At 63.7% G+C, this 23,379-nt stretch carries 21 protein-coding genes and 1 pseudogene; 19 read left to right on the top strand and 3 right to left on the bottom strand.

Annotated features, from left to right (window positions below; all coding sequences use genetic code 11):
* The first annotated feature begins 124 nt into the window (after positions 1–124).
* Entirely contained in the window at positions 125–2,632 is a 2,508-nt protein-coding gene (locus AC1RT2_RS22765; protein ID WP_493105582.1) for a heavy metal translocating P-type ATPase, read from the top strand.
* Between the two features lie 61 nt (positions 2,633–2,693).
* The gene (gene cueR / locus AC1RT2_RS22760; protein ID WP_493105580.1) at positions 2,694–3,143 is read left to right on the top strand and encodes a Cu(I)-responsive transcriptional regulator; all 450 of its coding nucleotides are present in this window, start codon (positions 2,694–2,696) and stop codon (positions 3,141–3,143) included.
* 75 nt (positions 3,144–3,218) lie between these two features.
* Here cueR and AC1RT2_RS22755 read toward each other — a convergent pair whose 3' ends face one another.
* Positions 3,219–4,085 carry a GntR family transcriptional regulator gene (locus AC1RT2_RS22755; protein WP_493105578.1) on the bottom strand — a complete coding sequence of 289 codons (867 nt, stop codon included), beginning with the start codon at positions 4,083–4,085 and terminating at the stop codon, positions 3,219–3,221.
* Between the two features lie 153 nt (positions 4,086–4,238).
* Between AC1RT2_RS22755 and AC1RT2_RS22750 the strand changes: the two genes are divergently transcribed.
* The 13 genes from AC1RT2_RS22750 to AC1RT2_RS22690 all read left to right on the top strand — a co-directional run bounded on the left by AC1RT2_RS22750 (position 4,239) and on the right by AC1RT2_RS22690 (position 16,238).
* On the top strand, positions 4,239–5,318 hold the full coding sequence (locus AC1RT2_RS22750; RefSeq protein WP_493105576.1) for an isocitrate/isopropylmalate dehydrogenase family protein: 1,080 nt from the start codon (positions 4,239–4,241) through the stop codon (positions 5,316–5,318).
* Positions 5,319–5,373: 55 nt separating this feature from the next.
* Entirely contained in the window at positions 5,374–6,294 is a 921-nt protein-coding gene (locus AC1RT2_RS22745; protein WP_493105574.1) for a GntR family transcriptional regulator, read from the top strand.
* A complete protein-coding gene (locus tag AC1RT2_RS22740; RefSeq protein ID WP_493105572.1) occupies positions 6,291–7,649 on the top strand; it encodes an acyclic terpene utilization AtuA family protein in 1,359 nt (452 codons plus the stop codon). Before AC1RT2_RS22745 ends, AC1RT2_RS22740 begins: the two co-directional genes overlap by 4 nt.
* Positions 7,642–7,944 carry a DUF4387 family protein gene (locus AC1RT2_RS22735; protein WP_493105570.1) on the top strand — a complete coding sequence of 101 codons (303 nt, stop codon included), beginning with the start codon at positions 7,642–7,644 and terminating at the stop codon, positions 7,942–7,944. The genes AC1RT2_RS22740 and AC1RT2_RS22735 overlap by 8 nt, the downstream gene beginning before the upstream one ends.
* Positions 7,945–8,162: 218 nt before the next feature.
* A complete protein-coding gene (locus AC1RT2_RS22730; RefSeq protein ID WP_493105568.1) occupies positions 8,163–9,116 on the top strand; it encodes a tripartite tricarboxylate transporter substrate binding protein in 954 nt (317 codons plus the stop codon).
* A 30-nt stretch (positions 9,117–9,146) separates the two neighbouring features.
* Positions 9,147–9,620 (top strand): tripartite tricarboxylate transporter TctB family protein, encoded by a 474-nt coding sequence (locus tag AC1RT2_RS22725; protein WP_171902494.1) that lies wholly within the window; start codon positions 9,147–9,149, stop codon positions 9,618–9,620.
* Position 9,621: 1 nt separating this feature from the next.
* A complete protein-coding gene (locus AC1RT2_RS22720) occupies positions 9,622–11,139 on the top strand; it encodes a tripartite tricarboxylate transporter permease (protein ID WP_493105566.1) in 1,518 nt (505 codons plus the stop codon).
* Positions 11,140–11,222: 83 nt separating this feature from the next.
* On the top strand, positions 11,223–12,302 hold the full coding sequence (locus tag AC1RT2_RS22715) for an Ldh family oxidoreductase (protein ID WP_493105564.1): 1,080 nt from the start codon (positions 11,223–11,225) through the stop codon (positions 12,300–12,302).
* Entirely contained in the window at positions 12,302–13,087 is a 786-nt protein-coding gene (locus AC1RT2_RS22710; RefSeq protein ID WP_493105562.1) for a hydroxypyruvate isomerase family protein, read from the top strand. Before AC1RT2_RS22715 ends, AC1RT2_RS22710 begins: the two co-directional genes overlap by 1 nt.
* Entirely contained in the window at positions 13,084–14,460 is a 1,377-nt protein-coding gene (locus AC1RT2_RS22705; protein ID WP_493105560.1) for an NAD-dependent succinate-semialdehyde dehydrogenase, read from the top strand. The genes AC1RT2_RS22710 and AC1RT2_RS22705 overlap by 4 nt, the downstream gene beginning before the upstream one ends.
* A gap of 8 nt (positions 14,461–14,468) precedes the next feature.
* Entirely contained in the window at positions 14,469–14,876 is a 408-nt protein-coding gene (locus AC1RT2_RS22700) for a cupin domain-containing protein (protein WP_069063182.1), read from the top strand.
* 11 nt (positions 14,877–14,887) lie between these two features.
* Positions 14,888–15,181 (top strand): antibiotic biosynthesis monooxygenase family protein, encoded by a 294-nt coding sequence (locus AC1RT2_RS22695; RefSeq protein WP_493105558.1) that lies wholly within the window; start codon positions 14,888–14,890, stop codon positions 15,179–15,181.
* A 10-nt stretch (positions 15,182–15,191) separates the two neighbouring features.
* Positions 15,192–16,238, top strand: a complete 1,047-nt coding sequence (locus AC1RT2_RS22690; RefSeq protein ID WP_493105556.1) for an AbrB family transcriptional regulator — start codon at positions 15,192–15,194, stop codon at positions 16,236–16,238.
* Here AC1RT2_RS22690 and AC1RT2_RS22685 read toward each other — a convergent pair.
* A complete protein-coding gene (locus AC1RT2_RS22685) occupies positions 16,223–17,293 on the bottom strand; it encodes a threonine aldolase family protein (protein ID WP_493105554.1) in 1,071 nt (356 codons plus the stop codon). The two genes, AC1RT2_RS22690 and AC1RT2_RS22685, sit on opposite strands and share 16 nt — an antisense overlap.
* A 265-nt stretch (positions 17,294–17,558) precedes the next feature.
* Between AC1RT2_RS22685 and AC1RT2_RS22680 the strand changes: the two genes are divergently transcribed.
* Positions 17,559–17,792: a tautomerase family protein gene (locus AC1RT2_RS22680; protein ID WP_069063773.1), complete on the top strand. Its 234-nt coding sequence runs from the start codon at positions 17,559–17,561 to the stop codon at positions 17,790–17,792.
* A 166-nt stretch (positions 17,793–17,958) separates the two neighbouring features.
* Here the strand turns inward: AC1RT2_RS22680 and AC1RT2_RS22675 are convergent.
* Positions 17,959–18,057: pseudogene (locus AC1RT2_RS22675) on the bottom strand (ABC transporter permease); the annotation flags it as partial.
* Between the two features lie 99 nt (positions 18,058–18,156).
* Between AC1RT2_RS22675 and AC1RT2_RS22670 the strand changes: the two are divergent.
* From AC1RT2_RS22670 to AC1RT2_RS22660, 3 genes are all read left to right on the top strand, one after another.
* Positions 18,157–19,974: a diguanylate cyclase gene (locus AC1RT2_RS22670; RefSeq protein WP_493105551.1), complete on the top strand. Its 1,818-nt coding sequence runs from the start codon at positions 18,157–18,159 to the stop codon at positions 19,972–19,974.
* Positions 19,975–20,252: 278 nt separating this feature from the next.
* Positions 20,253–20,909, top strand: a complete 657-nt coding sequence (locus AC1RT2_RS22665; protein ID WP_493105686.1) for a pentapeptide repeat-containing protein — start codon at positions 20,253–20,255, stop codon at positions 20,907–20,909.
* Positions 20,910–21,194: 285 nt separating this feature from the next.
* Positions 21,195–23,351 (top strand): 4Fe-4S binding protein, encoded by a 2,157-nt coding sequence (locus tag AC1RT2_RS22660; protein WP_493105549.1) that lies wholly within the window; start codon positions 21,195–21,197, stop codon positions 23,349–23,351.
* Positions 23,352–23,379 lie beyond the last annotated feature (28 nt).

Below are 23,379 nucleotides of genomic sequence, written 5' to 3'. Positions count from 1 at the left end.
GGGGCTTCCAACCATGGGAAGGTCAAGTGGCGCCGAAAGGAAAAGTTTGCTATTGACCTTCCCATGGTTGGAAGCCCCATCTTCTGTCCGAACCTTAATTTCGGAACGAGAAAAGGAGGCGGCTATGAATGCCCCCGTTCGCGCAACAGACTTAACCGGAACGATATCGCTCCCCATCGAGGGCATGACGTGCGCGTCCTGCGTCGGCCGTGTCGAAAGAGCCCTGAAGACCGTCCCGGGGGTCGAGACCGCATCGGTCAACCTGGCGACGGAGCGTGCGAGCATCACGACCAGATCGACGGTCGACCGCGCCAAGCTCATCGAGGCCATCGAAAATGCCGGCTATTCCGTGCCTGTGAAATCGGCAGGTTCGGCCGGCCCCACGGAGCTGTCGATTGACGGCATGACCTGCGCATCCTGCGTCGGCCGTGTCGAGCGTGCCCTGAAGGCGGTTCCCGGCGTAACGGGGGCGGTCGTCAATCTGGCGACGGAGCGCGCGACAGTCCACGGAGAGGCCGCGGTCGCGACCCTGATCGCGGTGATCGAGGACGCCGGTTATGAGGCAAAGCTGATCGGTGCGGCCGCCGCCGCCGATGGCGATGAAGACGAGAACGCCGGGCGAGCGGAGAAGAAGGACGCAGAGCGCCGTGAACTGGCCCGCGATTTCACCATCGCGGCGGTGCTCACCGCGCCCGTCTTTCTTCTGGAGATGGGATCGCACCTCATTCCGGGCGTGCATGGCCTCATCGAATCCACGATCGGCATGCAGTGGAACTGGTACATACAGTTCGCACTGACGACGCTCGTCCTCTTCGTTCCGGGCATTCGTTTTTATGACAAGGGGCTCCCGGCGCTCTGGCGTCTTGCTCCCGACATGAACTCGCTTGTGGCCGTCGGTACGCTTGCAGCCTACGGCTATTCGCTGGTCGCGACCTTCGCCCCCGGTTTCCTGCCGCCCGGCACGATCAACGTCTATTATGAGGCCGCCGCAGTCATCGTCGCGCTCATTCTGCTCGGCCGCCTGCTCGAGGCCCGCGCCAAGGGTCGGACATCCGAAGCGATCAAGCGCCTGGCCGGCCTTCAAGCCAAGACGGCGCGCGTGCGCAGGAACGGCAAGGTGGTCGACCTGCCGATCGGCTCGGTCGTTTCCGGCGATATCGTCGAAGTTCGTCCCGGCGAACGCCTGCCCGTTGATGGCGAGGTGGTCGAAGGCACAAGCTATGTCGACGAGTCGATGATTACCGGCGAACCGATCCCGGTGTCCAAGGCACTGGGTAGCGCGGTCGTCGGCGGCACCGTCAACCAGAAAGGCGCGTTTGCATTTCGTGCGACGGCGGTCGGCGGCAATACGGTGCTTTCGCAGATCATCCGCATGGTCGAAGAGGCGCAGGGCTCCAAGCTGCCGATCCAGGCGCTGGTCGACAAGGTCACCATGTGGTTCGTACCGGCCGTCTTCGCCGTTGCAGCGCTGACCTTCGCGGCCTGGCTCACCTTCGGCCCGTCACCCGCGCTTACCTTTGCGCTGGTCAATGCCGTCGCCGTCCTGATCATCGCCTGCCCATGCGCCATGGGTCTGGCGACACCGACCTCCATCATGGTGGGCACCGGCCGCGGTGCGGAACTCGGCGTGCTCTTACGCAAGGGGGAAGCGCTCCAGTTGCTGAAAGACGCCAAGGTCGTGGCGCTCGACAAGACCGGCACCCTCACCGAGGGCAAGCCGACCTTGACCGACCTGGAGCTGGCCGCCGGCTTCAGCCGGTCGACCGTCCTCAGTCTTGTCGCCGCCGTCGAGGCCAAGTCGGAACATCCGATTGCCAGTGCGATCGTGGAGGCGGCCGCCGGTGAAGGCATCGCGCTGCCGGTTGTGTCGGGCTTTGAATCGGTGACGGGTTTCGGCGTCAAGGCCATGGTTGAAGGCAAGCGCGTTGAAATCGGCGCAGACCGCTACATGAGCGAGCTCGGCCATGATGTCGCAACGTTCTCCGAGGTTGCCGCCCGTCTCGGTGACGAGGGCAAGTCGCCCCTCTATGCCGCGATCGACGGAAGGCTCGCGGCGATCATCGCGGTCGCCGATCCGATCAAGTCCGCCACGCCTGCGGCAATCAAGGCCCTGCACGATCTCGGCCTCAAGGTCGCAATGATTACCGGCGACAATGCCCGCACAGCCAAGGCCATAGCGGCTCGATTGGGGATTGACGAGGTGGTGGCGGAAGTGTTGCCGGACGGAAAGGTCGATGCGGTCCGCCGCCTCAGGGCCAAGTACGGCAAGGTCGCTTTCGTCGGCGACGGCATCAACGATGCCCCCGCACTTGCGGAGGCGGATGTTGGGCTTGCCATCGGCACTGGCACGGACATCGCAATCGAGGCTGCGGATGTGGTCCTGATGTCGGGCAGCCTGCAGGGCGTGCCGAACGCGATCGCTCTGTCAAAGGCGACCATCGGCAATATCCGGCAGAACCTGTTCTGGGCGTTTGCCTACAACACGGCGCTGATCCCGGTCGCGACCGGCCTCCTCTATCCGGCCTACGGCATCTTGCTCTCGCCGGTCTTTGCCGCGGGCGCCATGGCCCTGTCCAGCGTCTTCGTGCTCGGCAATGCGCTGCGGTTGCGGACGATCAAGCTGGCGAACTGACAAACCGCAGCAGTCGGCCTGGCATCCGGGTCGGCTTCGCGCCATTTTACGGAGAATATTGATGAACATTGGACAGGCATCAAAAGCCTCGGGCGTTTCAGCCAAGATGATCCGCTATTACGAGCAGACCGGCCTCATTCCCGCCGCTGACCGGACGTTGTCCGGCTATCGCGACTATTCGAACACCGACGTCCACATGCTGCGCTTCATTCGCCGTGCGCGCGATCTCGGTTTTTCGGTTGCCGAGATCAGCGATCTTCTTGGGTTGTGGCGTGACGAGACCCGGCAGAGCGTCGAGGTCAAGCGTCTGGCGCAGGGCCACATCGATGAACTGGAAAAGAAGATCAAGGGTCTGCAGGACATGGCCCACACGCTGACGACGCTCGTCAACGCCTGCCACGGCGACCACCGCCCACACTGCCCGATCCTGCAAAGTCTCGAAACCGATCTTGAGAACGAGGACCTGGTTATCCAGCCCCGTTCCGGCGCGGTCGCACGCCCGGTGCAATGACGCACCCGTCCTGGCGCGTGCGCGCGACAACGATCGCCATCTTGGTCGGCGCGCGCACCCCGGCGAACACCGGCGTCACGGCGCCTTCAAAGGACCCAGAGCACGCAGGTGCTTTCTCATCTCCTCGGCCGCGTCCGCGTTTTTTCCATCGAACAGAAGTTCCAGAATGCGGACATGCTCGATGCAGCGGGCGCGGGCGAGTTCGCGGTCGACCTTCTGCTGATATTCGATGAGCCGGCGAAGCCGATCGACGCGGCGCAGGCTCTCGATGAAGAAGGCGTTGCTGCTGCATTCGGCAATGGCCTCGTGCATTTCGCTGTTGATCTCGAAAAGCCGGACGGCGGAGATTTCCAGGATCCCGCCGGCCACCAGATGGCGCTGCTGCTCAAGGTGCCGCTCGAGGACAGGCCTGTCCAATATGAAGCCCGGCTCCAGGATAGCGGCGGGCTCGATCGCCTGGCGGAAGCTGTAGCTCTGCCGATAGGTCTCCATCGAGGTCAGGACCGGCAGGAACCGCCAGCCATGCCCGGGCAGGCGCTCGGCCCAGCCTTCTTCTGACATGCGTCGGAGGAGGGCCTGCAAGCGAGGGCGCGTGACGCCGTAGCGGCGCAGCAGTTCATTTTCGCTGATCCTGTCGGGGATCGCTCCGGCCAATCGGTCGCGGGCGATCGCCAGATACGTCTCCTCGCTGCCATCGGAACCAGACTCGCTTGCGGCAAAAGCCTCCGCCGCTCCGGGATCCGCGACCTCGAAACCGCCTCTTTCGGCCGGCGACAGCACGCCCGCGCGTTGCAACTCGCGGAGCGCCGTACGGATCGGCGAGCGCGAGACGAGGAAACGTTCGGCAAGGCTGCGCTCGGTCAGGGCGTCGCCGGGTGCCAGCCGTTCTGCATGCACAAGCCGGGCGATCTGCTGGGCTAGGGTGCTGGCGATCTGGGTCATGTCCGCTCCTTCGTGGCTGCGGGTCTTCTCGCATTTTTTGCGTGGTTCGCCAAGCTATGGTTTTTTGTGCTTGCATAGTGCCAGGATTCGGATTAGTGGGATTTTGTAATTTCAAAACACCATGAGTGTTGGCTCGATCGAGGAGGGTTACAAGTGCGCATATTGGCCCTGCCAGGTGACGGGATCGGTCCTGAAATCACCGCAGCGACCATTGAGGTTCTTGAGGCTGCCGACCGGCGGTATGGTCTTGGGCTGCGGATCGAAAGCGCAGATATCGGCCTGAAGGCGCTGGCGGAGCATGGCACGACCTTGCCGGACCCGATCATGTGGCGCATTCCGCAGGTGGAGGGTGTCATCCTCGGCCCAGTTTCGCATTACGAATATCCGCCGATTGAAAAGGGCGGCATCAATCCGTCCGGCGAACTGCGGACCAAATTCAACCTCTATGCCAATATCCGCCCCTGTCGTTCGCGCCCGGATCTGTCGATCCTGGAGAAGCCGATGGATCTCGTGATCGTGCGGGAAAACACCGAGGGGTTTTATTCCGACCGGAACATGTTTGCGGGCAGCGGCGAGTTCATGCCGGACCCGGACCTTGCTTTGTCCGTGCGCAAGATTTCCGCGGCGGCCTGTCGACGGATAGCAGAGGCGGCGTTCCGGTTGGCGGCGACGCGGCGGTGCAAGGTGACGGCGGTGCACAAGGCCAATGTGCTAAAACTCTCGGACGGGCTTTTCCTGCGCGAAGTGCGCAAGGTGGCAACCGCCTTCCCGGATGTGGTTCTGGAGGAATTGATTGTCGATGCCGCGGCGGCCCTTCTGATACGCCAGCCCGACCGGTTCGATGTCCTCGTCACGACCAACATGTTCGGCGATATCCTGTCGGACGAGGCGTCTGAACTGTCCGGCAGCCTTGGCCTCGGCGGTTCACTCAACCAGGGCGACGACATCTGCGTGGCGCAGGCCCAGCACGGTTCCGCACCGGATATCGCCGGACAGGATAAGGCGAACCCGACCTCGCTGATCCTCTCTGCCGCGATGCTGCTGGACTGGTTGGCCGAGCGTCACGCCGCGCCGCAGTTCGCCAGCGCTGCCCGGGGGATCGAAGCCGCGGTGGAAGCGGCGCTGGCTGACCCGGCCGGCCGTACCGCTGACCTCGCCGGTCCGCTCGGAACCGCCGCGTTCGCAACCCGCATCGCAGGTGCGGTCTCGCTTGGGGAGCGGCACCCACGATAATTGCTTGATTCCGGATTGTCGTATATATGCGCTTAATACCATTCCGGGGTTGAAAATGAACGAACTTCATCGCTCGCTGGCGGACAAGATCGTCCGCCACATCAGGACATCGGCCATGGAACAGGGACAGCATCTGACGGAAGCCAGCCTCCAGACCCTGTTCGGCACCTCGCGTCCGCCGATTCGCTCGGCGCTCGGGCTGTTGGCCGATCAGGGCATCGTGGAGCGGGTGCCGAACAAGGGCTTCTATCTGCTCGACCCTCACCGCGTCGCCGCCGATCAGTTGCCGGCCGCCGATGACACGTCGGACGAGGCGACCTACCTGCGCATCGCCGACGACCGCCTGTCGCGCCGCCTGCCTGACAGGGTCAGCGAGACGGATCTGATGCGGCGCTACGGCGCGTCGCGGCTGGCCCTGCGGCGCATCCTGACCCGCATTTCCGGCGAGGGCTGGATCGAGCGCAACGAGGGCAGGGGCTGGACATTCGCCGTGCTGATCGATTCCGTCGAGGCCTATCGCGAATGTTATGATCTGCGCCAGGTGATCGAGGTGCACGGCATACGCTCGCCGGAATTCCGGTCCGACCCGGTCGTGCTGGCAGATCTGCGCCGGCGGCAGGAAATCATTGCCGACGGGGGGTGGGAGCGCCTCAGCCAGATGGAGCTGTTCGAGGCAAATTCGGCCTTTCACGAGGGGCTGGCGACCTTGTCCGGCAACAGGTTCCTGCTGACCACCGTACAGAAACTCAACCAGCTTCGGCGCCTGATCGAATACCGGCAGACGCTGAACGCGGCGCAGGTACGGGGCCAGAACGCCGAGCACCTTGCCATCCTGGATGCGCTGGATGTCAGCGACTTCGAGAGGGCGGCAAGCCTGATGCAGGACCATCTTGGCAAGGCCAAGCTGCGCAAGGCCCGCGCTGAAATGTTTTCCGCTGGCTCCGCGAGCGAGCCAAACCAAGGAGGTGACACATGACACGCGTTCTCGTACCCGCAGGGGCGCTGGGATTGGGCTATGACCGCGAGGCGCTGGAGCGCGGCGTGGCCAACCGTCCCGATATCATCGCCATCGACGGCGGCTCGACGGATAGCGGCCCGTCCTATCTCGGGCGGGGCGTCTCGAAATATTCCCGCGCCTCGACCAAGGTGGAATGGCGCGAGTTGATGCAGGCGCGTGCGAAAGCCGGGGTGCCGCTGGTCATCGGCACGGCCGGCACCTGCGGCGCCGATGCGGCGGTGGACTGGCTGTTCGACATCACCCGCGAAATCGCCCTCGAAGAGGGCATGAAGGTCAAGGTCGCGACGCTGAAATCCGGCCAGCCGAAGGATCGGGTAAAGGCTGCGCTCGGCGGCGGCCGCCTGCACGCCTTGCCGGCCGCGCCTGACATCTGTGAGGCCATCGTCGACGACTGCACCAACATCGTCGCGCTCGCGGGCATCGAGCAGGTCGCGGCCGCGCTTGCCACCGGGGCGGATATCGTGATTGCCGGGCGCACCACCGATACGGCGATCATCGCCGCCCTTCCGGTCGTGCGCGGCGATCATGCCGGGGCCGCCTGGCATGGCGCCAAGGTTGGCGAATGCGGTGCGCTGGCCACCACGCAGCCGAATTCCGGCGTGATCCAGATCGACTTCGACGCCACGGGCTTTACCATCGAGCCGATGGCTGCGGATGCCGCCGCCACGCCCTATACCGTTTCGGCCCATATGCTCTACGAAAACTCCGACCCGTTCATCCTGCACGAGCCGGGCGGTCATCTCGACGTGACGCGTTCCGACTATGAAGCGCTCGATGGCCGTCGGGTGCGTGTCGAGGGCTCGAAATGGGTGCCGGGCCGCTACACGGTGAAGCTTGAGGGCGCGCGCGTCGTCGGCTACCAGACCGTCGGCCTCGCCGTCGTGCGCGAGCGTCGCTATGTCCAGCATGTCCGTGAATGGGCGGCGGATATCGAGGCGAAGGTGCGCGACAAGATCATCGCCCGCATGGGCCTTGCCGCCGATACCTTCAACGTCGAGATCCGGCTGATCGGCATGGATGCGACGCTCGGCGTGCTGGAAAACCGCCGCGACGTACCGGTCGAGGTGGGCATCCTGGGCATCCTCACCTGCCCGACCGCCGAACAGGCGGCCGAGGCCGGAAAGATCCTCAATCCCTATCTCCTGCACCATCCCCTGACCGAGGACGAGCCGATGCCGACCTTCGCCTTTCCCTTCTCGCCCGCCGAAATGCAGCGTGGCGCGCTCTACGAGTTCTGCCTCAACCATGTGATGGAACTGGACGATCCGCTGTCTGCCTTCGTGCTCGAAACCCATGAGGTGGGACATGCCTGAACTGGGAAGCCTCGTCAGCAAGGTACGCTCCAAGAATGCCGGGCCGTTCTGGCTGACGGTCGATGTCTTCTGCGATGATCCGACGACCTATACGCGGGTGCGTGAGGGGTTGAATGACGCCACGGTGGCGCGGCTCTTCGGCGTCGAGCAGCAGTTGCTCAAGCGCTTCGACATCCCCGCGCTGAACGTGGTGAAATTCTCCGTACCGCGCCCCGTCGTGCAGGGCACACGCGCCGACCGCGACATGCACGGAGCCGGCTGGGCCTGCCTTCTGGAGGAGCTGCAGATCGATTGATCGCCCTGCAGCAAGCCTTGGTTTTGCGCCGCCCTCTGTCCTGGTGCAGGGGGCGGTTTTTTTGTGGTTTCCTCATCGTCCAAGCCGACAACAAGGGTGTTGCGCAAAGGATTGTATTGTCGTAAGTATCTTATTAAGACAACGGCAAGGAGGCCGGTGTCTGTGTTGCCGGATAGGCAGCACCAGGGCTTTCGGCCCGGACTTTTTGGGAGGAAATTATGATAAAAGCAGTTTTTGCCGCAGCATTGGCGTTTTCGCTTTCGGCCGCAGCGCCGGCTTTTGCCGATCCGGCAGTGGTCATGGCGCCGGGTGGTGCTGGCGGCGGCTATGACGCCATGGCGCGCCTGCCGTTCGAAGCCATGTCGAAGGAAGGCATCTTTGCCGATGGCGCGACCTACACCAACAAGGGCGGTGCCGGCGGCACGATCGGCCTCGCAGAATTTGTCGGTGCCAACCGCGGCAACGACAATGCCGTCATGTCGATGGGCGTCATCATGGTGGGGGGTATCCTGCTCAATTCCTCGCCTGTCACGCTGGACGACGTGACGCCGCTGGTGCGCCTCACCAACGATACGGGCGTTGTCGCAGTGGCGACAGACTCGCCGATCAAGACCGTGGACGATCTCGTCAAGGCGATGAAGGCGGACATCGGCGCGGTGTCGATCGGCGGCGGCTCGGCCGGCGGCGTGGACCATATCGTGATGGCGCTGATCGCCAAGGAAAGCGGCCTGGAACCGGCCAAGCTGAACTACATCCCCTATGACAGCGGCGCGGAAGTCGTCACTGCCCTTGGCGGCGGCGCCGTGACGGTTGCCGTGTCAGGCGTCTCGGAATTCAAGCCGATGGCCGATGCCGGCCGCATCCGCATCATCGCGGTCACGTCCGAGGGCCGTTTCGAAGGCATCGATGCGCCGAGCCTCAAGGAATCCGGCCTCAACGTGGTTGTCGGCAACTGGCGCGGCCTCGTCGGTGCACCGGACATGTCGGCAGACGGCCGCAAGATGTGGCTGGACCGCTTCGCCAAGATGCACGACAGCGCTGCCTGGAAGGACATTCTCGCCAAGCAGGGCTGGGAAGATGCCTACCTTGCGGGCGACGATTTCGTCACGTTCCTCAACGACGAAAAGGTCCGTATCGGTGCAATCCTGAAAGAATCCGGCCTCGTCAAGTAACGCGCCGCGTGTCTGGAAAGGATGACTGACATGACGGAACGCCCCTATTGGATTGCGGCGGCAACGGTCGGCTGGGGAGCCGTCGTTCTCTGGAAGGCCGCGGAATTGCCCCAGTTCGACCAGTACGCCCATGTCGGCCCGGGCTTCATGCCCTCGGCCGTCGGGTTCGGTCTGGTCCTGCTGGGCTTGATGCTGGCGCTGCAGATCCGCCGGGGCGTTTCGTTCGAGGAGCAGAGCGCCGAGGATGTGAGCGAGGACCATCACGTCTCCTACAAGGCGCTTGGTCTCGTCGCCTTGGCCTGCGCCTTGCCGATGCTGACGATGAAGCCGCTCGGCTTCGTCGTCACCTGCACCGGCTGTTTCGTGCTAATCGCGGCGGCGTTTAAATCGCGCCGCTGGCACCTGGATATCGTTATCGGCCTCGGCTTTGCGCTGTTGTGCTGGTGGCTCTTCCGCAAGCTGGGTGTCCAGCTCGGCGGCCTTCTTCCGATGATGGGGGTGTAGAATGGACGCGATTACCGGCTTGATGAACGGTTTTTCCGTCGCGCTGCAGCCGCAGAACCTCCTATGGTGCTTCGTCGGCACATTCCTCGGCACCGCCATCGGCGTGCTGCCCGGCATCGGACCGGCGCTGACCATCGCGCTGCTCCTGCCCGTCACGGTCTATATCGAACCGACGGCAGCCTTCATCATGTTCGCCGGCATTTTCTACGGCGCCATGTATGGCGGCTCCACCACCTCGATCCTGCTCAACACGCCCGGCGAGAGCGGGTCGATGATGACCGCGCTCGAGGGCAACAAGATGGCCCGCAATGGCCGTGGCGCAGCTGCGCTCTGCACGGCGGCCATCGGCTCCTTCGTCGCCGGCACGATCGGCACGCTGGGCATCACCTTCCTCGCGCCACCGATCGCCGAACTTGCCTTCATCTTCAAGCCGCAGGACTACTTCGCCCTGATGCTGCTCGCCTTCCTGTCCGTTTCGGTGGTGATGGGAACGTCCAAGGTGCGCGGCTTCATTGCGCTGTTCCTCGGCCTGTCGCTCGGCGTGGTCGGCATCGACAAGCAGACCGGCCTGCAGCGGTTGACCTTCGGCGTGCCGGACCTGATGGACGGCGTCGAGATGACGGTCGTGCTCGTCTCGCTGTTTGCTATCGGCGAGACGCTCTATGTCGCCAGCCGTTTCGGCCTGCATAAGCCAAACCTCAATCCGCTGGCCGGCGGTATCTGGATGACCAAGGAAGACTGGAAGCGCTCCTGGAAGCCATGGCTGCGCGGCACGCTTTTCGGCTTTCCGATCGGCGCGCTGCCGGCGGGCGGCGCGGAAATCCCGACCTTCCTGTCCTATACGGTCGAGCGCAACCTGACCAAGCACCCCGAAGAATTCGGCCATGGCGCCATCGAGGGTGTGGCCGGCCCGGAGGCTGCGAACAACGCCGCCGCCGCCGGGGTGCTGGTGCCGCTGCTGACGCTCGGCCTGCCGACTTCGGCCACCGCCGCCATCCTGCTCGCCGCCTTCCAGAACTACGGCCTACAGCCGGGGCCGATGCTGTTCATCAATTCGGCCGACCTCGTCTGGGGCCTCATCGCCTCGCTCTATGTCGGCAATCTGATGCTGCTCATCCTCAACCTGCCACTGGCGGGGCTGTGGGTGCGGCTCCTATTCATCCCGCGTCCCTATCTCTATGCCGGCATCCTGATCTTCTCGCTGGTCGGCATCTGGGGCGTGTCGAATTCCTGGGTGGATCTTGCCATGATGTTCGGCGTCGGCCTGCTCGGCTATACGATGCGCGTCTACGATTTTCCGATTGCGCCCGTGCTGATCGGCCTCATCCTCGGGCCGATGGCGGAAGTGCAGATGCGCCGGGCGCTTGCCGTGGGGCAGGGGGATCCGATGGTCTTCGTCTCCACCCCGCTCTCGGCCGTGCTGGTCGCCGTCTCGGCGCTGATCCTGATCGTGCCAGCGATGCTGCACTGGCGGCGCACGCGCAAGATCAACATGCCCGACGAAACTGCCGGCGTCTGACGGCGCCATTCATCCATGCTGATACCTGACCGGCCGCACCCCATGCGGCCGGAAGGGAAAACTCAACCTTCCGGGAGCCCGCCATGGCCGAAACGCTTTACTTCCAAGCCGAAGACCTGACCCGATATGCCGCCGCCATGTTCCTCTCCGTCGGCATGAGCCGCGCGGACGCGGACCTGATCGCCGGAGATCTCCTCAAGGCGAACCTGCGCGGCGTCGACAGCCACGGCGTCAGCCGCATCCCGATGTATCTGGAGCGGTTGAAGCGCGGCCTCGTCAATCCGCGTCCTGACGTCAAGGTGACGAAGGTCGCGGGCGCCGTCGCGGCGGTCGATGGCGACAACGGCATGGGCTTCATCGCCTCCAACATCGCCATGAACGCCGCTTGCGACATTGCCGGCGAGATGGGCATCGGCCTTGCCGGCGTCAACCGCTCCACCCATTTCGGCATGGGGGCGTGTTATGCACTGCGCGCCATCGAGCGCGGCTTCATCTCGATGATCTTCACCAATTCCTCGCCCGCCATTCCGATGTGGGGTGGGCGCACGACCTTCCTCGGCGCAAGCCCCATCGCCGCCGGCATTCCGGGCGGCAAGCACCCGCCCTATGTGATGGACATGGCGATGACGGTGATCGCGCGCGGAAAAATCCGGCTGGCGGCGATGAAGGGTGATCCCATTGCCGAAGGGCTGGCGCTGGATGTCGACGGCAACCCCACCACCGACGCCGCCAAGGCGTTCGAGGGCGTCTGCCTGCCCTTCGGTGGCGTCAAGGGCTCAGTACTGGCGACGTTGATGGACCTGATGTCCGGCGTACTGACCGGCGCGAATTTCGGCGGCGATGTGAAAAGCCTCTATTTCGACCATTCCGAGCCGCAGAATGTCGGCCACCTGTTTTTCGCCATCAAACCCGACCTCTTCCTCTCGATGAGCGATTTTGCTGCACGCATGGATGAGTTCTACGAGCGCATCAAGGTTCTTCCGCGCGCGGCGGGTGTGGACGAAATCATGATGCCGGGCGAGCCGGAGCAGCGCCGCGAGGACGAGCGCCGCCGCACCGGCATCCCGGTCACCGACAATGTTATCGCGGACCTTGCCGCCGAAGGCGCCGGCGCCGGGATCGCCTTCCCCGAAGGTCGCGCAACGCCGTTCGGGACGGCCTGATGAACCGCCTCTCTGCTCATATCGGCTATCTCTACACCGAACTGCCGCTCGAAGAGCGGCCGGCCGCGGCCGCGCGCGATGGCTTTACCGCGATCGAGCATCCCGAGCCCTGGGCCGTGCCCGCCGCCGATATGCGAGCCCGCCTTGCAGACCTCGGCCTTATCTTCTCGCAGGTCACCTCCGGCATGGGCGATGCGGCAAAAGGGGAAAAAGGTCTTGCCGCACTGCTGGGCCGCGAAGCGGAGTTCCGCGCTGGCTTCGACCGGGCGCTCGATTACGCGCAAGCCATCGGCTGCCCCTTCGTCCACCCGATGGCGGGCGTGCCGAAGGGTGGCGTGCTGGACGCCGGCGAGACCTATCGCTTCAACCTCTCCTGGGCTTTGAACCGGGTGGAGGGGAGCGGCGTGCGTGTTCTCGTCGAGGCGATCACCATTCCCGGCTACTACATGGGCAGTCTTTCCCTTGCGGCGGAATTGCAGGACCAATTTCACGGCCGTTTCGACCTTCTTTTCGATACCTACCATGCCGCCACGCTTGGCGAGGATCCCGTCCTCTGGGCGGCGCAGAATGTCCGTCGTATCGGCCATGTCCACATTGCCGACCACCCCGGCCGCCATGAGCCGGGAACCGGCACATTGCCCTTCGATCGCATTCTCTCCGCCCTGACGGCGGCGGGTTATGCAGGTGCGGTCGGCTTTGAATATGTCTCGTCTGCCGCAACATCGACCAGCGCAGCGTTCCTGCCAGGCTGGAAGCGGCTCCTTTCCGAAAAGGTTCTTCCATGACCGCGATCACCTCCGTCAATCCCGCCACCGGACGCCCCATTCGAAGCTTCGAACTGCAGGACGAATCCGCTATCGAAGCCGCTCTGGAAGCCGCGAGCCAGGCGCAACGCGCCTGGCGGCTCGTGCCGGTCGGCGAAAGAGTGGCCTTGCTCACCCGCATGGCGGCAGCACTGCGCGCCGGCAAGGCGCGCTATGGCAAAATGATCGTGCGGGAAATGGGCAAGCCGCTCGCCGAGGCCGAGGCCGAAATCGAAAAATGCGCCTATAACTGCGATTTCTACGCCGAACATGCGCCGCTTTATCTCGCCGATGAGCCCGTGCCCTCCAATGCCACGGAGAGCGTCGTCGCCTTCGAACCGCTCGGCGTCGTGCTAGCGATCATGCCGTGGAACTATCCGTTCTGGCAGTATTTCCGCTTCGCCGCCCCGGCCCTCGCCGCCGGCAATGGCGCGATCCTCAAACATGCCAACAACGTGCCGGAATGCGCGCTGGCCGTGCAGGAGGTGATGGAAGCGGCCGGTGCTCCCGCAGGGTTGACGGCGACGCTCCTCATCGACACGTCCAAGGTCGCCGGCCTCATCGCCGACGCGCGGATTGCGGCCGTCACGCTGACCGGCTCGACCGAGGTCGGTGCCATCGTCGCATCGCAGGCCGGCAAGGCGCTGAAGAAGCAGGTGCTGGAACTCGGCGGCTCCGATCCGTTCATCGTGCTTGCCGATGCTGATCTGGAGGCTGCGGCGGAGACCGCCGTCAAGGCGCGCTACGTCAATGTCGGTCAGTCCTGCGTCAACGCCAAGCGCTTCATCGTCGAAGAGGCCGTCGCCGAGCGCTTCACCGCGCTCTTCGTCGAGAAGGCGGCAGCGCTGAAGATCGGCGATCCGATGGACCACGACACGAAAATCGGCCCGATGGCCCGCGAAAACCTGCGCACCAGCCTGCATGAGCAGGTCGAGCGGTCGCTGGCCGAGGGCGCGGAGCTGAAGCTCGGCGGCCAGCCGATCGAAGGGGACGGATTCTACTATCCGCCGACCGTGCTCGACCACGTCAAGCCCGGCATGACCGCCTTCCGCGAGGAAACCTTTGGTCCGGTTGCCGCCATCATTCGGGCGAAGGATGCCGACGAGGCCGTGGCCATGGCCAATGACAGCGAATACGGCCTCGGCGCCGCGCTCTGGACGGGCGATACCGCCCGAGGCCGCATGCTCGCCTCCCGCATCGATGCCGGTGCCGTCTTCATAAACGGCATGACCGCCTCCGATCCGCGTTATCCCTTCGGCGGTATAAAACGCTCCGGCTACGGACGCGAGCTCGGCGTCTACGGCATCCGCGAATTCGTCAACATCAAGACCGTCTGGATCGGTCCAGCCAAGTGAGGTCTCAAATGTCCGAACCTGCCATCCTGCGCCCGCACGAACTGAAGACCAATGATCGCGGCGGCGGTGCGCGCACCACGCCGCTCGTCACCCGCCGTTGCGGCTCGACCAGCATGATCAACGGCATTACCGCCTTCGACCCGGGCGCCGCCATCGGTGTGCATTTCCACAATTGCGAGGAAAGCGTCATGGTGATCGAGGGGGAGGCCATCGCCGAGATCGATGGTGTGCAGCATCACCTCGGCACCAACGACACGACGTGGATCCCCGCCAACGTGCCGCACCGCTTCATCAACGCCTCTGACAAGCCGATGCGCATCTTCTGGACCTACGCCACGGTCGATGCCACCCGCACCATGGTCTCCACCGGCGAAAGCCGCTCCATCGACGCCGAACACGGCCACGCACCGAAATGACGGAGGGTTCGATGTGCCCCATCATCGAGGTCGCCGAGATTACGGTGAACGACCCGACCGGCTTCGAGGCGGCCGTCGCGGCGGCGCGACCCTATTTCCTGGCGGCGGAAGGTTGCCTTGATCTGGCGCTGCACCGAGTTGTCGAAACGCCGGATACCTATCGGCTTCTGGTGAAATGGCGCCGGATCGAGGATCACACGGTCACCTTCCGCGCCTCGGAAGCGTTTCAGAAATGGCGGGCGCTGGCCTCGCCCTATTTCGCCGGCCCGCCGGTTGTGACCCACTCGACGGCAATAGATTTGTGACGGGCGGCGCATGAAATACGCACTGCTCCTGCGACGCTGCATGACCGTCCTGATCTCGGCGGGCGGCGTCGCCATCTTCCTGTTGCTGGATCTGCCCTTGCCGTTCCTGTTCGGCCCGATGGTGGCGTCGCTCGTGGTCGCGTTATGTGGCGTTCCGCTTGCAGGCCTGGGGCACGTTTCAATCGCGGCGCGTTCGGTGCTCGGCGTGGCGATCGGAACCTCGGTCACGCCAGCACTTGTGGCCGAGCTTCCCTCGATGCTTGCCTCGGTGGCGCTGGTTCCCCTCTATATCGTGGTGATCGGCCTGATCGGCGTGCCCTTCTTCCGGCGTGTCTGCGGCTTCGACTCGGTAACCGCATTCTACGCCGCCATGCCGGGCGGGGCGGCCGACATGACGATCTTCGGGCAGGAGGCTGGGGCGAATGTCCGGCAATTGTCGCTGGTGCATGTCACGCGGCTGATGGTCATCATGGTCGTCGCGCCGATCATTCTCGTCAACATCTACGGCGTCGGCCTTACCCATCCGATCGGCCCGCCGGCCTCCGACCTGCCGGTGTCGGAACTCGTGATCATGGCCGTCGCGGCCCTCGTCGGCTGGAAGGGCGGCGAACGGATCGGCCTTTTCGGGGCGGCGATCCTCGGGCCGCTGCTCGTTTCGGCCGTCCTGTCGCTCGCCGGCATCCTGCATCTGCGCCCGCCGCGCGAAGCGCTTCTGGCTGCCCAGTTCCTCATCGGCATGGGCATTGGCGTCAGCTATGTCGGCGTCACCATGCGGGAGTTGCGTGACACGGTCGCTGGTGGGGCCGCCTTCGTGGTGATCCTGGCGGCGCTGGCGGGCGCGGTAACGGAACTGGTGACGCTGACCGGCCTTGCCCCACCCGTCGAAGGCTTCCTGTCCTTCATCCCCGGTGGCCAGGCGGAAATGTCGATGCTGGCGCTCGTTTCCGGCGCAGATCTCAGCTTCGTCGTCGTGCACCACTTGACCCGCATCCTCGTGGTCATTCTCGGTGCGCCGGTGCTCTTCCGCTTTCTGCGGCGGGCTCAGCCGCCCGATTGATCGGGCCGCAGGCGCGCCAGCGCCGCGACGATTGCCCGTCCAGCGACCTCCACGTCGTCGGCCGAGACATCGAGGTGGGTGACCATGCGGATGCGGTGCTGCCCTTCGACATTGACGCGGATCGCCTCGCCCGCAAGCGCTTCCGCCAGCGCGCTTGCCGAAACACCCGTGCCCACGAGGTCGAGAAAGAGAATGTTGGTGACAACGCCCTCCGGCTGCACTTGAAGTCCGGGCACCGCTGCGAGGATTGCCGCAAGGCGTCGGGCATTGTCATGATCCTCCGCCAGTCGCTCGACATTGTGATCCAGCGCGTAGAGACCCGCGGCAGCAAGGATGCCCGACTGCCGCATCGCTCCGCCCAAACGGTGCTTCCAGATCAACGCCTCCTCGATAAACCCGGTAGATCCCGCCAGCACCGCGCCGACCGGGCATCCCAACCCTTTGGACAGATCGATCCAGACGCTGTCGCAGGGTGCCGCGAAACGCGCCGCCGGCAGGTCCGTGGCCACCGCCGCATTCAGCAACCGTGCCCCATCCATGTGCAACGCGAGCCCGTTTTCCAGCGCCAGCCCCTTCAATGCACGGATAGGGTCTTCCGACCAGATCCGGCCGCCGCCTCGATTGGTGGTCTGCTCGATGGCGATGACCCGACTGCGTGGCGAGCGGTGGCGCGGCGCCCGCAGGCGACTTGCGACGTCCTCGGCCGTAAAGATGCCGGTGGCGGTGTCGATCGGCCGGAACTGCGCGCCGGCAAGCACGGCGGCTCCCGCCCCTTCGGAGCCGAAGACGTGGGCGTTCTCCGCACAGATGATCTCGTCCCCCGGCCGGCAGTGCACGAGAAAGGCGATCTGGTTCGCCATGGTGCCGGAGGGCAGGAACAAGGCTTTCTCCTGGCCCAAAAGGCTGGCCACGCGCTCCTCCAGCGCCAGCGTCGTCGGGTCCTCGCCCCGCTGCTCGTCGCCCACCGGCGCGGCGCAGATGGCCAGGCGCATGGCCTCGGACGGCCGCGTCGCGGTGTCGGCGCTCAGGTCGATAAGGCGAGGGTGCTCTGGCATGGACATGTCCTTGAAACGTGCTGCTGGACTGTAGTTGCGAAAGACTACCGGCTTCTTACCCCGCACTGCAAACTCAACGGCGCAGACCGAGTTGCTTTCACCGCTTCGCTTGTGCGGCGCGCTTGTAAAACCTCGGCCACACCCGATTGGGCGGAGGTGTGGACTATCGGTGCGACGATGAAGAGGATTGATCATGAGGCCTTTTGTCATGCCCTCAGGCCGCATATCTTCCTCCGCGACAGACACGTCCCACGAGGAGACAATAATGCCACATGTGATACTCAAGATGGTCGAGGGGCGCACGGAAGAGCAGAAGAGGGCGCTCGCCGATGCGCTCACCAAGGCTGTAACAGAGTCGTTGGGCTGCAGCGAAGACCTCGTATCGGTCGCGATCGAGGACTTTAAGGATGAGGAATGGATGACGAAGGTCTTCGCACCGGACATTCAGCAGCGGTCGGATACGATCTACAAGATGCCCGACTACGGCCCCGGGGATTGACCGGACTTTGAGCCTAAGCGTGCAAGGTCCGGTTGGCCTCTCGCGACCGGGCATGATGTATCCATGGGTTCCGGTTAAAATCGCCGCTGGGTTCTGACGCGCCTACCAGGGCCAAGCAAGTCAAAGCCGGCGGTGAGCAACAGTATCGGATTTCCCCAAGGGGACGGATCAGGGCAAGCCCACTGGAAATGCGCAGGCCTGCGAAGAAGGAAGGCAGGGTGCTCGGAATACGCAGGCGCATCAGCGTCTGCAGCCGGGAAACCGTGCTTGCGCGGAAGAGGCTCGGCGAGCAGAGCGCCGGAGACCGGAATACTAGGCTGCCTTCCTTAATCCTCCCTCAAGCAGCGGCTGGCACAGTGGAAGGATGAGAATCACCACGATCACCAACTGGGCCTATGGCATCACCGTCGTTTTGACCGCCCTCTCCGGCGGGTCGTTCATCATGTCGTCACGCAGCGCCCTTCAGGAGCGCAGCGCGGTGGAGGAGCATCTCGTGCTCGACACGCTGGCCGAAGAGCTGGCGCTGGGTGCCGAGGTCATGAGCGATGAAGCAAGGCTGTACGTCATGCGGGGGGAAGAGCGTCATCTGCAGGCGTTTCACGCAGAAGAAGGGAGGGAGCGGCGCCGAGAGGAGGCCGTAACCAAACTTGCCGCGCAGGCGCTTGTGCCGGCCGAGGCCGAAGCGCTGGCGGAGATCGTCAGAGGGGCAGAGGCGCTGGACAAAATCGAGGCGAGCGCAATCGAACGGTTCCAGAGCGGAGACAAGATCGCAGCGCAGGACATTCTCTTCGGTGCGGAGCATGAGCGGGTTCAGAATACACTTCTCCAGACGGTCGCCCATTTTCGCGATCTGACCGCGACGCGGGCGACGTCCGAGCTTGAAGCGGCACGCGCACGGAGCAACTGGTGGAGCCGTGTCGCCGAGATCATGCTTGCGGTTACGGGCGCGCTGTTTGTTGCCGTGCTCTATTTCGTCTTGAGGCGAAGGGTGGCGATGCCGCTGCTGCGGATGGCGGGAACCGTGAACAGGCTGGCCAAACAGGACTATACCGTTGAAGTGCCGACCGAGCGCCGGGGTGACGAGATCGGAGAGATGAATGAGGCCATCGAGATCTTTCGGACGAACCTGATCGAGCGCGAGAGGCTCGATGCTGAGCGACGGACGGATCAGCACAGGAAGGACTTGATCCTGCAGATGATGCACCGCGTACAGGCGTGCCAGAACCAGGAGGAAATGACCGACGTGGTGGTGCGCTTCGCCCCGCAGATATTTCCCGGTCTTGCCGGCGGCTTGTACATTCTCAAGGAAGGCAACACGTTCCTGGTGCGCGCAGGCGCGTGGCTCGATCCCAAACAGTCGGCAGTGCATTTTCCTGCTGCGGCATGCTGGGGCATGCGCCGTGGCCGTTCGCATCACAGCAGCGTCAACGGCGCCGACGTTCCCTGCCAGCACCTCGACCATCCCGAAGCCGCGACCTTGTGCGTTCCGTTGACGGCGCAGGGCGACATGATCGGGCTGCTATATCTCGAAGAGCAGGGGGAGGAGATACTTGGATTGATGGGGCCGAGGCTCTATCTGGAACTGATCGCCGAGAATGTCGGCCTGGCGATCGCCAATCTTCAATTGCGGGAAAAGCTGACCACGCTCGCCGTGCATGACCCGCTCACCGGCCTTTTCAACCGCCGTTTCCTGGATGAACGGCTACAGCAGCATATCAGGGAAGAGAGCGGGGAACCGCTCGTCTGCCTGATGATCGACATAGACTATTTCAAGCGTTTCAATGACCAGTTCGGACACGATGCCGGAGATCTGGTCATGCGGTTTGTCGGGCAAACGCTTCGGGAAGCCTGTGCCCCCGTCGGCAGCGCGTTTCGCTTCGGCGGTGAGGAATTCACTGTTCTCTTGCCCTCCCTCGGGGAGGAAGAAGGGGTAGCGCTTGCAGACACGTTGCGCGAGAAGGTCAGCAGCGCCGCCCTCTCCCATGCCGGTCAGATCCTCGGCACCGTTTCCGTCTCGGTTGGAGTGGCGGCCTTCCCGGCGGGCGGTTCAATCGAAACGCTGATAACACGCGCCGATGCAGCATTGCTTGAAGCCAAGGCGAACGGGCGTGACAGGACGATTGCCGCAAGCGGGATCAAAGGCAGCCGAAATTCCAGCGCAACCTTGTCTCGTCAGCCATGATCTGCGATCGGCCTTCCATGTTGGATCGTTGCACGTGCGGTCTGGTAGCCATTTTGCAGTTGTCCATCGGATGGTAACATCTGACCCGGACTACCCTATGGGGCAGGGCAGATGAACGCCTGATGTTTCCGCGGCCGCGAGTTGGCTGATGACATTTGGCTCCTAATCGCCATATTTAAGTATCTGTCAGATTGAAAACAGCATTTGCAACGGGAGTTACATCGGTGAGCGGACTGCAGAAGGGCGTGTTTTTGGGCTTCGTTGCAGCATTTCTGGTGATGGCCGTGAGCCTTACTCTCCGTGATGCCAATGCCGCAGATTGCCGGGCGGACCCCGCGCCGGAAGTCGATTGGAGCGCCTGCAGCAAGAAGAACCTGATGCTGAGCGGAAGCGATTTTGCCGGCGCGAATTTCCGTGATGCCGATCTGAGCTTCACCGACATGCGCGCTACGAATCTGACCGCGGCCGACCTGGAGAAGGCGACCCTGATCCGGGCATGGTTCACCGATGCGCGCCTCGGCAAGGCGAATTTCGCAAGGGTCGAGGCCTATCGAGCGGGCTTTCAGAACGTCGTGGCACAGGGAGCCTCGTTTGCATCCGCCGAGCTTCAGCGCGCCACGTTCAATGGTGCCGATCTGCGTTATGCAAGTTTCGAGAAGGCTGACCTCAGCCGTGCGACCTTTGCCGAGGCGGTCCTTTCGGGCGCGACCTTTGCCTATGCGAACCTGTCGCGCGCCGATCTCAGCAAGGCAAGCGTGAAGGGAACGCTCGGTTTCGAAAGGGCGTTCATGCTGCTGACCCGGATCGAGGGACTGGATCTGTCCGGCGCTGCCGGTCTCGACCAGTCCCAGATCGATATTGCCTGCGGCGACGCGAAGACCAAGCTTCCGAAAGGTCTTACCGCGCCGGCATCCTGGCCCTGCCCACGGGACTGAGACGTCTCTTCTCCCCAGTACATGTCTGGCTCATGAGGTCGGCATGAATTTGCTGGCTGGCGCTGAACCGCGCGGGCTTTTTTCCCTGTGACTCCGCCTTGTAGAGGCCGTGGCAAGCAAACCGACTAGGCTCATGCCTTCAATGCCGCCGAAATATCTTGGCGTAGCCGGGTTCTACGCTGATCCGAGTTTGATTGGGCATTCGCCGCTTGTTTGATGCAGGTCAACGACCGTCTTGCTTGAACGCTCCAATGGTCCAGCAACGATTTGCTGGAACGCCCCGGAATGAAACTCCTCCGTCTTGTCCTTCTGCTCTGCGCCAGCCTTTGCGTTGTGGTCTCGGCCAGCGCGGCTACGGTGTTGCAGGAGTATCTGCCCGCTGCCACGGCCTCGGAACTCGTGCCGGGCGCCGAGGGCTTCGGCCCGGTGCGTGACGATCTGGCGGTGGCCCCGGTGTTGAAGGGCGGCCAGACGGTCGCCTGGGTCTTTATCACTTCGGATTTCGTGGGAACGACCGGCTATTCCGGCAAGCCGATCCATACGCTAGTCGCGGTGGACAAGGACGCGAGGATCGTCAGCGTCCGGCTGGTGAAACACTCCGAGCCCATCGTTCTCATCGGCATTCCGGATGCGAAGATCAAGGCGTTGGTTGCCGGTTATGTTGGCCTCGACCTCGTCGCGGAGGCGAAATCCGGCGGCACGGCGCATGAGGTGGATATCATCTCCGGCGCGACGGTGACGGTGATGGTGATCGACGATTCCATTGTCCGTTCGGGGCTGAAGGTCGCGCGTGCGCTCGGCCTTGGCGGACTGGCCCCGGACGTGGAAAATGCCGGCCCGCGCTTCGAGATCGATCCCGCTGCGGCCTCGCCGCAGGACTGGGCCGAGGCCGAGGGCGATGGAACGCTACGCCGGCTGTCGCTCGATGTGGCGCAGGTCAATGCTGCCTTCGCCGAACATCCCGACGAGCGAGCGCGCGAGCGCGCGATTGGGCAAGCGCCGCAAACCACCTTCATCGAGATGCAGACGGCGCCGGTCTCCGTTCCCGCCATCGGCAAGGCGTTGCTCGGCCCGGCCGAGGAGGCCAATCTCGCGGGATGGCTGGGCGAAGGCGAGAATGCCGTCGCGGTGATGGCGCGCGGGCTCTATTCCTTCAAAGGCTCGGGCTATGTGCGCGGCGGCATTTTCGACCGCATCGTGCTTATCCAGGACGACGTTTCTGTACGCTTCCGTGACCGTGACCATCGTCGTCTTGGCGCCATTGCGCTTGCCGGCGCGCCGGAATTCAACGAGATGGACCTGTTCCGCATTCCCGCTGGCCTCGGCTTCGATCCGACAAAACCTTTCCGCATTCAGCTCCTGGCGCAACGCGAGGTCGGGCCGATCGAGAAGGTCTTTCATACATTCGATCTCGCTTACCAGCTGCCGCTAAAGTATCTGCGCGCCATCGAGCTGCCGGCAAAGGATGTCGCCGCTGTCGCAGATCGTGACGAGGGAACCGCGCAGGCGGAGCTATGGAAACGCATCTGGAGCGACTCGACGCTGAAGATCGTCGTGCTGGGCGTCATGCTCGTGGTGTTGACAGGCGTGTTCTTCTTCCAGACCTATGCGGTCCGGAACGCGCGGGGCTTCTATATTTTCCGCATGGGCTTCCTGGTGGTGACGCTGGTCTTCCTCGGCTGGTACGCCAACGCACAGCTTTCGGTCGTCAACCTGATGGCGCTGTTCGGCAGTCTCGTGAACGGCTTCAGCTGGCAAGCCTTCCTGCTGGACCCGCTGACCTTCATCCTGTGGTTCTCCCTGGCCGCCGCGCTGCTGTTCTGGGGACGGGGCGCCTATTGCGGCTGGCTGTGCCCCTTTGGCGCCCTGCAGGAACTGACCAACCAGATCGCGCGCAAGCTGCGCATTCCGCAGTGGACACTGCCCTGGGGCCTGCACGAGCGGCTCTGGCCGATCAAATACATGATCTTCCTTGGGCTTTTCGGGGTGTCGCTGGTCAGCGTCGAGCAGGCCGAACATCTGGCCGAAATCGAGCCTTTCAAGACCGCGATCATCCTGAAATTCATCCGCGCCTGGCCGTTCGTGGCCTATGCCGCCGCGCTGCTGGTCGCCGGGCTCTTCGTAGAGCGGTTCTACTGCCGCTACCTCTGCCCGCTGGGTGCGGCGCTGGCGATCCCCGCGCGCATGCGCATGTTTGATTGGCTCAAACGCTACCATGAATGCGGAAATCCCTGCCAGAGTTGCTCCAACCAGTGTCCGGTGCAGGCCATTCATCGGACCGGCGAGATCAATCCGAACGAATGCATCAACTGCCTGCACTGCCAGGTGCTCTACCAGTCCGAAACCATCTGCCCCGTCGTGATGAAGAAGATGAAGTCGCGGGCAAAGCTCGCGGCGAGCCCCGGCGGTATCCCGATCCACCAGCCCGCAGCCAAAGTTTAATTGAAGCCAGGTTTATAAACAGGAGTCC

It is taken from the genome of Shinella sp. GW821-FHT11G07 (assembly GCF_058808115.1).
Note: the sequence above shows the minus strand (reverse complement) of the source record. Positions and strands in the feature narration are given on the sequence as shown.

Bases quoted from the DNA above. Each gene is read 5' to 3' on its own strand.
- AC1RT2_RS22765 (WP_493105582.1), top strand. From the start codon at position 125: ATGAATGCCCCCGTTCGCGCAACAGACTTAACCGGAACGATATCGCTC.
- cueR (WP_493105580.1), top strand. From the start codon at position 2,694: ATGAACATTGGACAGGCATCAAAAGCCTCGGGCGTTTCAGCCAAGATG.
- AC1RT2_RS22755 (WP_493105578.1), bottom strand. From the start codon at position 4,085: ATGACCCAGATCGCCAGCACCCTAGCCCAGCAGATCGCCCGGCTTGTG.
- AC1RT2_RS22745 (WP_493105574.1), top strand. From the start codon at position 5,374: ATGAACGAACTTCATCGCTCGCTGGCGGACAAGATCGTCCGCCACATC.
- AC1RT2_RS22740 (WP_493105572.1), top strand. From the start codon at position 6,291: ATGACACGCGTTCTCGTACCCGCAGGGGCGCTGGGATTGGGCTATGAC.
- AC1RT2_RS22735 (WP_493105570.1), top strand. From the start codon at position 7,642: ATGCCTGAACTGGGAAGCCTCGTCAGCAAGGTACGCTCCAAGAATGCC.
- AC1RT2_RS22730 (WP_493105568.1), top strand. From the start codon at position 8,163: ATGATAAAAGCAGTTTTTGCCGCAGCATTGGCGTTTTCGCTTTCGGCC.
- AC1RT2_RS22725 (WP_171902494.1), top strand. From the start codon at position 9,147: ATGACGGAACGCCCCTATTGGATTGCGGCGGCAACGGTCGGCTGGGGA.
- AC1RT2_RS22720 (WP_493105566.1), top strand. From the start codon at position 9,622: ATGGACGCGATTACCGGCTTGATGAACGGTTTTTCCGTCGCGCTGCAG.
- AC1RT2_RS22715 (WP_493105564.1), top strand. From the start codon at position 11,223: ATGGCCGAAACGCTTTACTTCCAAGCCGAAGACCTGACCCGATATGCC.
- AC1RT2_RS22710 (WP_493105562.1), top strand. From the start codon at position 12,302: ATGAACCGCCTCTCTGCTCATATCGGCTATCTCTACACCGAACTGCCG.
- AC1RT2_RS22705 (WP_493105560.1), top strand. From the start codon at position 13,084: ATGACCGCGATCACCTCCGTCAATCCCGCCACCGGACGCCCCATTCGA.
- AC1RT2_RS22700 (WP_069063182.1), top strand. From the start codon at position 14,469: ATGTCCGAACCTGCCATCCTGCGCCCGCACGAACTGAAGACCAATGAT.
- AC1RT2_RS22695 (WP_493105558.1), top strand. From the start codon at position 14,888: ATGTGCCCCATCATCGAGGTCGCCGAGATTACGGTGAACGACCCGACC.
- AC1RT2_RS22690 (WP_493105556.1), top strand. From the start codon at position 15,192: ATGAAATACGCACTGCTCCTGCGACGCTGCATGACCGTCCTGATCTCG.
- AC1RT2_RS22685 (WP_493105554.1), bottom strand. From the start codon at position 17,293: ATGCCAGAGCACCCTCGCCTTATCGACCTGAGCGCCGACACCGCGACG.
- AC1RT2_RS22680 (WP_069063773.1), top strand. From the start codon at position 17,559: ATGCCACATGTGATACTCAAGATGGTCGAGGGGCGCACGGAAGAGCAG.
- AC1RT2_RS22670 (WP_493105551.1), top strand. From the start codon at position 18,157: ATGAGAATCACCACGATCACCAACTGGGCCTATGGCATCACCGTCGTT.
- AC1RT2_RS22665 (WP_493105686.1), top strand. From the start codon at position 20,253: ATGGCCGTGAGCCTTACTCTCCGTGATGCCAATGCCGCAGATTGCCGG.
- AC1RT2_RS22660 (WP_493105549.1), top strand. From the start codon at position 21,195: ATGAAACTCCTCCGTCTTGTCCTTCTGCTCTGCGCCAGCCTTTGCGTT.